10 protein-coding genes are annotated in these 11,981 nt (G+C 69.2%); 6 read left to right on the top strand and 4 right to left on the bottom strand.

Translation table 11 applies throughout. The features are described 5' to 3' along the window. The first annotated feature begins 41 nt into the window (after positions 1–41). The 3 genes from WS51_RS04000 to ilvD all read left to right on the top strand — a co-directional run bounded on the left by WS51_RS04000 (position 42) and on the right by ilvD (position 4,768). Positions 42–1,634, top strand: coding sequence for an aldehyde dehydrogenase (NADP(+)) (locus WS51_RS04000; protein ID WP_069228632.1), 1,593 nt, complete (start codon positions 42–44; stop codon positions 1,632–1,634). Then, a complete protein-coding gene (locus WS51_RS03995) occupies positions 1,627–2,649 on the top strand; it encodes an Ldh family oxidoreductase (protein WP_069228631.1) in 1,023 nt (340 codons plus the stop codon). The genes WS51_RS04000 and WS51_RS03995 overlap by 8 nt, the downstream gene beginning before the upstream one ends. Positions 2,650–2,908: 259 nt before the next feature. Beyond that, the gene (gene ilvD, locus WS51_RS03990; protein ID WP_059450588.1) at positions 2,909–4,768 is read left to right on the top strand and encodes a dihydroxy-acid dehydratase; all 1,860 of its coding nucleotides are present in this window, start codon (positions 2,909–2,911) and stop codon (positions 4,766–4,768) included. 117 nt (positions 4,769–4,885) lie between these two features. On the opposite strand, the gene WS51_RS03985 is transcribed toward ilvD, so the two are convergent. Both WS51_RS03985 and WS51_RS03980 read right to left on the bottom strand, forming a co-directional pair. Beyond that, positions 4,886–5,677, bottom strand: a complete 792-nt coding sequence (locus WS51_RS03985) for an SH3 domain-containing protein (protein ID WP_069228630.1) — start codon at positions 5,675–5,677, stop codon at positions 4,886–4,888. 33 nt (positions 5,678–5,710) lie between these two features. After that, the gene (locus WS51_RS03980; RefSeq protein WP_060272317.1) at positions 5,711–6,136 is read right to left on the bottom strand and encodes a hypothetical protein; all 426 of its coding nucleotides are present in this window, start codon (positions 6,134–6,136) and stop codon (positions 5,711–5,713) included. Positions 6,137–6,446: 310 nt separating this feature from the next. On the opposite strand from WS51_RS03980, the gene WS51_RS03975 reads away from it, so the two are divergent. Both WS51_RS03975 and WS51_RS03970 read left to right on the top strand, forming a co-directional pair. Continuing rightward, positions 6,447–8,009 carry a sigma-70 family RNA polymerase sigma factor gene (locus WS51_RS03975; protein ID WP_059847390.1) on the top strand — a complete coding sequence of 521 codons (1,563 nt, stop codon included), beginning with the start codon at positions 6,447–6,449 and terminating at the stop codon, positions 8,007–8,009. A gap of 193 nt (positions 8,010–8,202) precedes the next feature. Next, complete coding sequence (locus WS51_RS03970; RefSeq protein WP_059798980.1) at positions 8,203–9,081, top strand: helix-hairpin-helix domain-containing protein; 879 nt, start codon at positions 8,203–8,205, stop codon at positions 9,079–9,081. Positions 9,082–9,166: 85 nt separating this feature from the next. Here the strand turns inward: WS51_RS03970 and WS51_RS03965 are convergent, their stop codons facing one another. Further along, positions 9,167–9,592 carry a helix-turn-helix domain-containing protein gene (locus WS51_RS03965; protein WP_059798979.1) on the bottom strand — a complete coding sequence of 142 codons (426 nt, stop codon included), beginning with the start codon at positions 9,590–9,592 and terminating at the stop codon, positions 9,167–9,169. 274 nt (positions 9,593–9,866) lie between these two features. Then, entirely contained in the window at positions 9,867–10,307 is a 441-nt protein-coding gene (locus tag WS51_RS03960) for a MarR family winged helix-turn-helix transcriptional regulator (protein WP_059540879.1), read from the bottom strand. 132 nt (positions 10,308–10,439) lie between these two features. Between WS51_RS03960 and WS51_RS03955 the strand changes: the two genes are divergently transcribed. Beyond that, entirely contained in the window at positions 10,440–11,972 is a 1,533-nt protein-coding gene (locus WS51_RS03955; RefSeq protein ID WP_069228629.1) for a DHA2 family efflux MFS transporter permease subunit, read from the top strand. Positions 11,973–11,981: the final 9 nt, after the last annotated feature.

Here is an 11,981-nt window from a genome sequence, read left to right as displayed (position 1 = left end):
GGGCGCACCACGCCCGGCCCCGCATTTTCCGAGGAAGAAACATGCAACTCACAGGTCAGCTCCTGATCGGCCAGTCGGCCGTTGCCGGACAGAACGGCACCCTTCACGCGATCGCCGCCGAGACCGGCGAACCGCTCGAGCCCGCGTTCGGCGGCGCGAGCCTGCACGACCTGGAGACGGCCTGCGCGCTCGCCGACGAAGCCTTCGACACATATCGCGAAACGCGCCCCGAGCAACGCGCCGCGTTTCTCGACGCGATCGGCCGCAACATCATGGCGCTGGGCGACGAGCTGATCGAGCGCTGCGTCATCGAAACGGGCCTGCCGCGCGCGCGCATCGAGGGCGAACGCGGCCGCACGGTCGGCCAGCTCGCGCTGTTCGCGTCGCTCGTGCGCGACGGCGCTTACGTCGATGCGCGCATCGATCCGGCCCGCCCGGACCGCAAGCCGCTGCCGCGCGTCGATCTGCGCCTGCGCAACGTCGCGATCGGGCCGGTCGCCGTGTTCGGCGCGTCGAACTTCCCGCTCGCGTTCTCGGTCGCGGGCGGCGATACGGCGTCGGCCCTCGCCGCCGGCTGCCCGGTGATCGTCAAGGCGCACTCCGCGCATCCGGGCACGTCCGAGCTCGTCGGCCGCGCGATCCAGCAGGCCGTGCGCGAATGCGGGCTGCCGGCCGGCGTGTTCTCGCTGCTGTTCGACGCGTCGCGCGAAATCGGCCAAGCGCTCGTCGCCGATCCGCGCATCAAGGCCGTCGGCTTCACCGGCTCGCGCCGCGGCGGTGTCGCGCTGATGAACATCGCGGCCGCGCGCCACGAGCCGATTCCCGTCTATGCGGAAATGAGCTCGATCAACCCGGTGCTGCTGTTCCCGGCCGCGCTCGACGCGCGCCACGACGCGATCGCGCCGCAATTCGTCGCATCGCTCGCGTTGGGCGCCGGCCAGTTCTGCACCAACCCGGGCCTCGTGCTCGCCGTCGACGGCCCCGCGCTGCGCGCGTTCGAAGCCGCGGCGGCCACCGCCGTGCAGGCGGTCTCCGCGCAGACGATGCTGACGCCGCACATCCACGCGAGCTACGCACAAGGCGTGGCCGCCCTGCGCGCGCACGGCGCCGTCGAGCTGCTGGCGCAAGGCGTGGAAGGCGGCCGCTACCAGGCGCGCGCTGCGCTGTTCGCGACGTCGGCGGACGCGTTCATCGCCCACCCGGAACTGCGTGACGAAGTGTTCGGCCCCGCGTCGCTCATCGTGCGTTGCCCGGATGCCGATACGCTGCACCGCGTGCTGAAGTCGCTCGAAGGCCAGTTGACGATCGCCGCGCACCTCGCCGCCGACGATGCCGCGCTGTTCGCCGCGCTGCGCCCGACGCTGGAGCGCAAGGCCGGCCGCATTCTCGTCAACGGCTTCGGCACGGGCGTCGAGGTCGGTCATGCGATGGTGCACGGCGGCCCGTTCCCGGCCACGTCCGACACGCGCACGACGTCGGTCGGCGCACGCGCGATCGAGCGTTTCCTGCGCCCCGTGTCGTATCAGGACGTGCCGGACGCGCTGCTGCCCGACGCGATCCGCAACGGCAATCCGCTGAACGTGCCGCAGCGCATCGACGGCGTGCTGGCGCCGCGGGAGGCACACGATGTCTGAGCCGCTTGCCGAAGTCGTCCTGTCGCTCGATGACGTGCATGCACTCGCGTTGCGGGTGCTGACGCACCACGGGATGTCCGATGCGCACGCGCAGGCGATCGCCCGCGTGATCACGCAGGGCCAGCGCGACGAGTGCCACTCGCACGGCGTGTACCGGCTGCTCGTGTGCGTGCGCTCGCTGAAGAAGGGCAAGGTCGACCCGAAGGCCGTGCCGACGCTGCGCCGGTTGTCGTCGTCGATCGTCGCGGTCGATGCTCATCGCGGCTTCTCGCTGCTGAGCTTCGAAACCGGCCTGCCGGTGCTCGTCGAGATGGCGAAGCAGCACGGGATCGCCGCGATGGCGATCAACCATTGCTACCACTTCTCGGCGCTGTGGCCGGAGGTCGAGGCGATCGCCGCAGAAGGGCTGGTCGGCATCGCGATGAACCCGAGCCATAGCTGGGTCGCGCCGGAAGGCGGCCGCGAGCCGGTGTTCGGCACGAACCCGATCGCGTTCGCGTGGCCGCGCCCGGTTGGCGTGCCCTTCGTATTCGATTTCGCGACGAGTGCGATCGCACGCGGCGACATCGAGCTGCACGCGAAACAGGGCAAGGCGATCCCGCCGCACTGGGCCATCGACGCCGACGGGCAGCCGACCACCGATCCGAAGGCCGCGCTGCAAGGCGCGATGCGCACGTTCGGCGGCCACAAGGGCTCCGCGCTCGCGGCGATGGTCGAGCTGCTCGGCGGCGCGCTGATCGGCGACATGACGAGCCAGGAGTCGATGGACTTCGACGAAGGCGTCGGCGCGACGCCATGCCATGGCGAACTCGTGATCGCGTTCGACCCGAAGGTGTTTCTCGGCGACGATCTCGACGCGGGCCTCGCGCGCGGCGAGCGGATGTTCGCGTCGATCACCGGGCAAGGCGCGCGGCTGCCGTCGCAACGGCGCTTCGACGCCCGAGCGCGCAGCATCACGCACGGCGTGCGGATTCCGAAGGCACTGTACGACGAAATCCTGACGCTGCTCGACTGACGCGCGATCGCGGCGCGCGGCTTCATCGCCGGCAGGACGGGCGATGAAGCCGCCGCCCGGTTCGACTGGCGTGTTCCGCGCCCGCGTCCACGCGCACCACCGGCACCGCCCGCTCCCGCGGCGGCCGCATGCCCTGCGGCTGTGGGATAATCGACGAGTTTGCCCAGGGCGCAGCTCAAGAGGTTGTTCGCACGGGCGCGCGAGAGGCCTCCATTCCCGTGCCTCCACCCATTTCCGCGATATTTCTTCAGCCATCACCATGCCCACATACCGTTCCAAAACTTCCACCGCCGGTCGCAACATGGCAGGTGCGCGCTCGCTGTGGCGCGCCACCGGCATGAAAGACGACGATTTCTCGAAACCGATCATCGCGGTCGTCAACTCGTTCACGCAGTTCGTGCCCGGGCACGTGCACCTGAAGGATCTCGGCCAGCTCGTCGCGCGCGAGATCGAAGCCGCCGGCGGCGTCGCGAAGGAATTCAACACGATCGCCGTCGACGACGGCATCGCGATGGGTCATGACGGCATGCTCTATTCGCTGCCGAGCCGCGACATCATCGCCGACTCGGTCGAGTACATGGTGAACGCGCACTGCGCGGACGCGATGGTGTGCATCTCGAACTGCGACAAGATCACGCCGGGGATGCTGATGGCCGCGATGCGCCTCAACATTCCGGTGATCTTCGTGTCGGGCGGCCCGATGGAAGCCGGCAAGACGCGCCTCGCGAACCCGGTCACCAAGGCCATCGAGCTGAAGAAGCTCGACCTCGTCGACGCGATGGTGATCGCGGCCGACCAGTCGTATTCGGATGCCGACGTCGCCGAGGTCGAACGCTCGGCCTGCCCGACCTGCGGTTCGTGCTCGGGCATGTTCACCGCGAACTCGATGAACTGCCTGACCGAGGCCCTCGGCCTGTCGCTGCCGGGCAACGGCACGGTCGTCGCGACGCACGCCGATCGCGAGCAGTTGTTCAAGCGCGCCGGCCGCCGCATCGTCGAGCTGACCCGCCAGCACTACGAGCAGGACGACATGCGCGTGCTGCCGCGCTCGGTCGGCTTCAAGGCGTTCGAGAACGCGATGACGCTCGACATCGCGATGGGCGGTTCGACCAACACGATCCTGCACCTGCTCGCGATCGCGCAGGAAGCTGGCATCGACTTCACGATGAAGGACATCGATCGCCTGTCGCGCGTCGTGCCGCAGCTGTGCAAGGTCGCGCCCAACACGAACAAGTATCACATCGAGGACGTGCACCGCGCGGGCGGCATCATGGCGATCCTCGGCGAGCTGGACCGCGCCGGCAAGCTGCACACCGACGTGCCGACCGTGCACGCGCCGACGCTGAAGGATGCGCTCGACCAGTGGGACATCGTTCGTACGGAAGACGAAGCGGTCCGCACGTTCTATCTGGCCGGCCCGGCCGGGATCCCGACGCAGGTCGCGTTCAGCCAGAACACGCGCTGGCCGAGCCTCGACCTCGACCGTGCCGAAGGCTGCATCCGCTCGTACGAGCATGCGTTCTCGAAGGAAGGCGGCCTCGCCGTGCTGACCGGCAACATCGCGCTCGACGGCTGCGTGGTGAAGACGGCCGGTGTCGACGAAAGCATCCTCGTGTTCGAGGGCTCCGCCCACGTGACGGAGTCGCAGGACGAAGCGGTCGAGAACATCCTGAACGACAAGGTCAAGGCCGGCGACGTGGTGATCGTGCGCTACGAAGGCCCGAAGGGCGGCCCCGGCATGCAGGAAATGCTGTACCCGACCAGCTACATCAAGTCGAAGGGCCTCGGCAAGGCATGTGCGCTGCTGACGGACGGCCGCTTCTCGGGCGGCACGTCGGGCCTGTCGATCGGTCACTGCTCGCCGGAAGCCGCTGCGGGCGGCGCGATCGGCCTCGTGCGCGACGGCGACCGGATCCGCATCGACATCCCGAACCGCACGATCAACGTGCTCGTTTCGGACGAGGAACTCGCACGTCGCCGCGAAGAGCAGAACGCGAAGGGCTGGAAGCCGGCGCAACCGCGCCCGCGCAAGGTGTCCGCTGCGCTGAAGGCCTATGCGAAGCTGGTGATGTCGGCCGACAAGGGCGCCGTGCGCGACCTGTCGCTGCTCGACGACTAATGCGGTGCGTCGGGCCGCGCTAACGGCCCGCCCGCATGATACGGAAGCCGCTCTTCGGAGCGGTTTTTTTTCGTCCGGCGCCAGCCGGAAGCCCCCACACCGGGCGCCGTCAATCGATCAATGACGGAACTCGTCGGTGCCGCCCCATCCGCCACCACCGCCGCCGCCGTGGTTTCCGCCACCTTGCGCCCGCGCGCCGCCGCCGCCCTGATACGTCGGCGGCGCCATCATGCGCGCCGCGCCACCGCTGGGTGCCGGCGCCTGCGGCGGTGCCGGCTGATGCACGGCGCCACCGCCGGGCCTCGGCGCGGGCGCAGGCGCGGGCGCAGGCGCTGCCTGTGGCGCCGGCGCACGGTTCGGGCCGCTCCAGCCACCGCGCGTGGCCGATGGCCGTGCATCGTGCCGCTCCGCTGGCTCACCGCCCGGCGCGCGCTGAATCGGCCCGCCCGGCTGCGGATGCCCGTAGCCGGGCTGCGTCCCGCCGGGGCCGATGCGCGGCTCGGCGCGATGCTCCCAGCGGTCGCGATCGTGAAACCACGGCCGATGGCGGTAATAGCGGTCCCAGTACGCGCCGATCGCGAAGCCGGTCACCGGCACACCGATGATCGCGCCGTACTCGAGCAACGGCACGTAATTGCCCTGGTACGGATAATCGAGCTGCTCCGCGTCGATCCAGCCGCGCACACCCGGCAGCGCGACGTCGCACCACGAGTAGTCGCTCAGGCAGCCGAACACGTCCAGCGCGGTGCCCGGTGGAATCTGCGCAACGACCGGATAATCGGGTGCCGGCCCCGCAAAGATCTCGGCCGCCGAGTTCGTGTAGGCGCTGCTTTGCGCGTCGGCGATGCCAGGCGCCGCCACGATGCCGAACAGGACGGCGCACAGACTTCGGATGATCGTGTTGCTCATGGTGCTCTCCCGCGCGGGGTCGCCGCGCGTCGGTCAGTGTCGGTGGCCCCCGCCCCAATGCCCGCCTCCCCAGTGGCCGCCGCCCCACGGACGGTGCCAGTATCCGCCGCGGTAGCCGCCGCCCCAATGCCCCCAGAAACCGAGGCCGATCGCGACGGGCGGCCCGTACCAGCCCGGGTAGTACGCGGGATAGTAGGCCGGGTAAGGCACGTACGCCGGCGCGACATATACCGGAGCCGGTACGTAAGCGTAATCGTCTGCCGGTGGCGGCACCGTGGACGTCGACGGCGCGCTCGATCCGGCGGATGCCGGCGCGACCGGAAGCTCGCGCTGCGACACCGTCGCGGGCACGGGTGCGTAATACGGCGCATAGCCGTACGGGCCGGTGTAATAACAGCCGCTCAGCATGAGCATGGTCAGCGCCATGACGACGGGCCGCGCGGCGGGAATCTGGTTCATTCGAGGCTCCGCGGTAAATCGGCGCGTCGCCGCGTGGCGCGCGCCTGACTCTAGCTTACGTCCGCCGCATATTTCTGCGGGTTTGATCGGTTACTTTTTGTTTCGCCACACCAAAAGACGGGGCGCGATCATGCGGGCATGCCGCGTGCTCGCGCGTCAGCCGCGCCGACGTTGAAGTTGGCGCAAATGCCCTCAAGTTGACTATCGAGTCAGGCTGACCGGCGCGGACGGGTGTCCGCGGCCCCCGGCGGCCTGCAATCCGCGGACTTCGGCCCGCACAGACAGGAACGCGGCTCGCGCCGCCATCGACATGACTACGCCACGCCCCACGCTTCGGGCGGACACGCCCCTCGATCCGATCATCCAGCTGCTGGCGCTTGCCGGCGAACAGGGTTATCTGACGCACGCCGACCTCGTCGACGCGCTGCCGCCGGAAAGCGACAGCCCCGACGCGCTGGACGTCGTGCGCGCAGCGCTCGCGGACATCGGCATCGCCGTGCTCGACGAGCCCGCCGCGCCGGCGCCGTTCGCGGGCGCCGCACCGGTCGACGTCGATCGCGACGCGCTCGACGAAGGCCGCGCGCTGCTCGGCGATCTTGCCCGTGGCGCCAGTGCATCGACCGATCCGCTCGCGCTGTACATGCGGCGCATCCACGCGGTGCCGCTGCTCAAGCGCGAGGACGAAATCGTCCTTGCTCGCGAGATCGAAACGGGCCGCCATCAGGTCCTTCACGCGCTCGCCGGCTGGCCGGCAGCGGTCGAGACGCTGCTCGCGCACCATGCCGCAACGCGCGCAAGCGGTGCGACCGCCAACGAAGGCGACGACATCGACGATGGCGGAGCCGATGCGCCCGCACCTGCGCGCTACGACGTGCTGCAGGACGCGGTGGCGGCGGTGCGCGACGCATTGCACATGCAAGGTTGCCGCTCGGCCGAGTACCGCGATGCGCGTAATCGTCTGACCGCGCTGCTCGGCACGCTCGCGTGGGTAGCGCCTGCCGTCGACGAAGCGAGCCGCGTCCTGCGCGCGCTCGCCGCCGCTCCGGCGGAAGGCGGGACGAACGCCGCCGCCGGCACCGACGCCGCGTGCTTCGACGCCGTCGCGCGGCGCGCGCTCGGCGCCGCGCTGAGCGACGGCCAGCAAAAGGTGCGTGACGGCACGCGGGCGATGCTCGAGGCAAACCTGCGCCTCGTGCTGTCGATCGCGCGCAAGTACATGAACCGCGGCGTCGACCTGCCCGATCTGGTGCAGGACGGCTGCCTCGGGCTGATGCGTGCGATCGAGAAGTTCGAATACCGGCGCGGTTTCAAGTTCTCGACCTACGCGACCTGGTGGATCCGGCAGGCGGTCGCGCGCGCGGTGGCCGACCGCTCGCGCACGATCCGCGTGCCCGTGCACGTCGGCGACCAGTACCAGCGCGTGCAGCGCCATGCGCTGCGCTTTCGCCAGCGCACGGGCCGCCGCGCGACGCCGGCCGAACTCGCGGCCGAAACCGGACTCGCCGAGGACAAGCTGCGCGCGGTGCTCGCGCTGCCTGCCGAGCCGCTGTCGCTCGACACGCCGCTGCCCGACGCGGATACCGGTCTCGTCGACCTGCTCGAGGACCAGGCTTCGGCAAGCCCGTTCGAGCGGCTGGCGGACACGCGCATGCGCGAATGCGTGACGTCGCTGTTGCGCTCGGTCACGCCGACCGAGGCCGACGTGCTGCGCCGGCGGTTCGGTCTTGGCGGCGCCGAGCCCGACACCTACGACGCGATCGCGCAGGACGCGGGGATGTCGCGCGAACGCGTGCGGCAGATCGAGAAGCGCGCGCTCGCCACGCTGCGCATGGCCGCGGAGGCAGAGGGCGCACACTCGTTCCTGGACGCCTAACGCGTCACGTCGCGCGTGCGTGCGTGCCGCAGCAGAGGCACGCACGCGCGGCCCCGGTGCGGCACGTGCAACGTTTGCCATTGACGCACATCAAGTTTTCCTCGTCGCTCGTCATGACAATGTGCTGAAATAACAAGTGGACCGGCGCGCTGCGCGCGGTGTCCATCCGTTTGCACATCACCGGGCGCCCCACATGCAAACGACCATCAGCCAAACACACGAGGAAAACCGGCAGATCGCGGCCTGCCTGCGCGAGGCCGCGCAGTTGCTTGCCGATCAGGGCGCGAATCCTTATCGGGTTGCCGCCTACCGCGCATCGGCCGATACGATCGAATCACTCGCGGACGGTATTCGCACGCGCTTCGATGCGGGCGGTGTCGATGCGCTCGGCGCACTGCCGGAGGTCGGCACGGGCGTCGCGCAGGCGATCGCCGAACTGCTGGTGACCGGACGCTGGCGCCTGCTCGACCGGCTGCGCGGCGACGCGGAGCGCGTGTCGGCATTCGAAGCCGTGCCGGGCATCGGCCACGCGCTTGCCCTGCGAATTCACGACCAGTTGCACATCGATACGCTCGAGGATCTCGAACGCGCGGCCCGCAGCGGCCAGCTCGAAGCGATCCCCGGCGTCGGCCCGCGGCGCGCGGCCGGCATCCGCGCGGCGCTCGACGACGTGCTGAGCCGGCGCCGACGCTGGCAAGGCCACGCGCGCGACGCCGGCCTCGGCACCGAGCCGCCGGTCGAACTGCTGCTCTACATCGATCGCCTGTACCGCAACAAGGCCGCCGCCGGGATCCTGCCCACGCTCGTGTCACGTCGGCTGAACGCGGACGTGAGCATTCAGCCGCCGGTGATGCACATGACGAAAGGCGGCTGGCATTTCACCGCGCTGTGCCCGTATCCGGCACGCCCGCAGGAGTCCGGTCGCACCGCGGACTGGGTCGCGCTCTACTTCTACGATGCGTTGCAATGCGAGTATCAGCGGACCGTCGTCACCGAAACGCTCGGCGCGCTCGTCGGCAAGCGCATCGTGCGGGGACGCGAGATGGAATGCCGCGTGTATTACGCGGGATGACACGTGCGGACGCCGCCGCCATTGCACGGCCGCCGCGCGGCGCGCCCAAGCGGCCGTGCTTCGACAAACCGCGCGACCCGACCCTTTACGCGCCTTCCGTCTTCATGCGACGCGCCGGATGGCGATGCGCCGCGATGCGCAGCAGCTTGCGGAACGACGGACACTCGAGATGGTTCGGCGCCGGGCAAACGGCCGTATGCCGCAACGCGTCGCGCACCGCGCCGAGACGGCGGATCGTTCGGTCGAGCTCGTCGGCCTTGTCGTCCAGCTTCGCGCGATCGATCGCGGGCCGGCCGTCCGCGTCGATCATCGCGAGGATGTCGTCCAGCGAAAAACCGGCCTCGCGGCCGAGCGCGATCAGCGCAAGGCGCTCCAGCACCGACTCGTCGTACTGGCGCCGCAGCCCGTGACGGCCGTTCGGCACGATCAATCCCTTTTCCTCGTAGTAGCGCAGCGTCGACGCGGGCAATCCCGAGCGGCGCGCGACTTCGGCGATATCCAGACGGCTCATGCTCGATCTCAAGTGAACTTGAAGTTGCAAGATAGTCGCTCGACTCCTTCGACACAAGCCTGGGCCGCCATGAATGACCGAAGGCGATTCGCGGCCCGGCAGGCCGTGTCGCCGCGACCGCGCCGACCTCATCCGATTTCGCGCCGCGCATTCTGCTGACCACCGCGGGAACGACACGGCACGGCAACGTCAGGAATCGGGTATTCGGAGCGAGACTTCATCCGGCGGCGTTCCGGCTTGCCGGGCCGCATCGTCGATGCATCGCCCGCCGCGTTCATTCGCCGCCGCTGTCGATCAGGTTGCGGCGCACGCGGCCGAGCAGGCGCACGAGCGTGTCGCGCTCGTCGCGCGTGAAGCCGCGCAGCCCGTCGTCGGTGACGGTGTCACCCACCTCCAGCATCTGCGGAAAGATGTCGCGCGACTTGTCGGTCAGCCGGATCACGAACGCACGGCGGTCGTCGTCGTTCGCGCTGCGTTCGATCCACCCGCAGGCTTCCATCCGGTCGAGCAGCCGCGTCAGCGAGATCGGCGTGATCTCGAGCCATTGCGCGAGCCGCGCCTGGTTCATCTCGCCCTTCCACGTCAGGTACGCGAGCACGCGGCTTTGCGCGCGCGTCAATCCGATGCGCTTCGCGCGCCGGTCGAACAGGCGTCCTTGCAGGCGGGCCACGTCGGAAATCAGGTAGCCGATCCGGTTCTCGTAAGTCTCGTCCATGCGGCGATTATAGGGGCAGGCCGCGAATCACCCTCGCCATCCGCCAGGCGATGAGCACGAATATAATAAGCGTGCTTATAATTCGAGCCATACCGGATCGCCGCCCACGGCGGCCGCCCCACGGAGACACGCTTGAACCCCGCCGCCGATGCCCCCGCCTCGCCGCTCGCCCTCAACCGGCCGATGCTGACCTTGTCGATCATGCTCGCGACGCTGATCCAGACCCTCGACAGCACGATCGCAAACGTCGCGCTGCCGCACATGCAGGGCACGCTGTCCGCGTCGCAGGACGAAATTACCTGGGTGCTCACCTCCTACATCGTCGCCGCCGCGATCGCGACGCCGCTGACCGGCTGGCTCTCCGACCGCCTCAGCATGAAGCGGCTGCTGACCCTCTCGATCGCGGGCTTCACGATCGCGTCCGCGCTGTGCGGGCTGTCCGAGTCGCTCGTGCAGATCGTCGGCGCGCGCTTGCTGCAAGGCGTGTTCGGCGCCGCGCTGGTGCCGCTGTCGCAGTCGATCCTGCTCGACATCAATCCGCGCGAGAAACAGGGCCAGGCGATGGCGATCTGGGGGATGGGCGTGATGGTCGGGCCGATCCTCGGCCCGACGCTCGGCGGCTGGCTGACCGACAGCTACAACTGGCGCTGGGTGTTCTTCATCAACGTGCCGATCGGCGCGTTCGCGCTGGCCGGCGTGCTGACCTTCCTGCCCGCCCGCGCGCCACGCCCGCACGTGAAATTCGACGCGTTCGGCTTCGCGACGCTCGCGCTCGCGATCGGCGCATTCCAGGCGATGCTCGATCGCGGCGAACAGCTCGACTGGTTCGGCTCGTACGAAATCCGCATCGAGGCGCTCGTCGCCGCACTGAGCTTCGCATTCTTCCTCGTGCACACCGCGACGGTCGGCAAGGCGTCGTTCTTCAAGTCGGAACTGCTGCGCGACCCCAACTTCGCGACCGGCACGCTGTTCATCTTCGTCGTCGGCGCGGTGTTGTACGCGACGCGCGCGCTGTTGCCGCCGATGTTGCAGAACCTGATGGGCTATCCGGTCGCGACGACGGGCCTCGTCACAGCGCCAAGTGGCGCCGGGACCATGATCGCGATGCTGTTCGTCGGGCGCTTGTTGAAATACGTGGATGCGCGGGCTTTGCTGTTCGCCGGACTGGCGATTTCCGCGCTCGCGCTGTGGCAGATGATGCAGTACACGATCGTGCTGTCCGAGGCGGACATCGTGTGGCCCGGCGTGATCCAGGGCTTCGGGCTGGGGCTCGTGTTCGTGCCGCTGAGCGCGCTGTCGTTCTCGACGCTGCAGCCCGAGCTGCGCGCGGACGGCACGGCCACCTACAGCCTGATGCGCAACATCGGCAGCAGTATCGGCATCTCGATCGTGCAGACGCTGATGACGCGCAACACGCAAGTCGCGCATGCGGACCTCGCGACCCACATCACGCCATTCAACCCGGCCGTGCAGGCGATGGCCGGCAGTCACGTCGACATCGCGCTGCTCGACCGCACGATCAACCAGCAGGCCGCGATGATCGCCTACCTGAACGACTTCAAGCTGATGTTCGTCGCGACGCTGCTGATGATCCCGCTGTTGCTGCTGATCCGCCCGCCGCGGAAAACGGCGAGCGTGGACGTCGCGCATGCGGCGATGGATTGACGATGCGAC

Origin of the sequence: Burkholderia territorii, assembly GCF_001718335.1 — a bacterium.
In the GTDB taxonomy this organism is placed as follows: Bacteria; Pseudomonadota; Gammaproteobacteria; order Burkholderiales; family Burkholderiaceae; genus Burkholderia; species Burkholderia territorii.
This window is presented reverse-complemented; position numbering and strand designations above follow the sequence as displayed.

What these genes read in the sequence shown, in the direction of transcription:
- WS51_RS04000 (WP_069228632.1), top strand. Translation starts at nt 42, where the DNA reads ATGCAACTCACAGGTCAGCTCCTGATCGGCCAGTCGGCCGTTGCCGGA.
- WS51_RS03980 (WP_060272317.1), bottom strand. Translation starts at nt 6,136, where the DNA reads ATGAACCAGATTCCCGCCGCGCGGCCCGTCGTCATGGCGCTGACCATG.
- WS51_RS03960 (WP_059540879.1), bottom strand. Translation starts at nt 10,307, where the DNA reads ATGGACGAGACTTACGAGAACCGGATCGGCTACCTGATTTCCGACGTG.
- WS51_RS03995 (WP_069228631.1), top strand. Translation starts at nt 1,627, where the DNA reads ATGTCTGAGCCGCTTGCCGAAGTCGTCCTGTCGCTCGATGACGTGCAT.
- WS51_RS03970 (WP_059798980.1), top strand. Translation starts at nt 8,203, where the DNA reads ATGCAAACGACCATCAGCCAAACACACGAGGAAAACCGGCAGATCGCG.
- ilvD (WP_059450588.1), top strand. Translation starts at nt 2,909, where the DNA reads ATGCCCACATACCGTTCCAAAACTTCCACCGCCGGTCGCAACATGGCA.
- WS51_RS03975 (WP_059847390.1), top strand. Translation starts at nt 6,447, where the DNA reads ATGACTACGCCACGCCCCACGCTTCGGGCGGACACGCCCCTCGATCCG.
- WS51_RS03965 (WP_059798979.1), bottom strand. Translation starts at nt 9,592, where the DNA reads ATGAGCCGTCTGGATATCGCCGAAGTCGCGCGCCGCTCGGGATTGCCC.
- WS51_RS03985 (WP_069228630.1), bottom strand. Translation starts at nt 5,677, where the DNA reads ATGAGCAACACGATCATCCGAAGTCTGTGCGCCGTCCTGTTCGGCATC.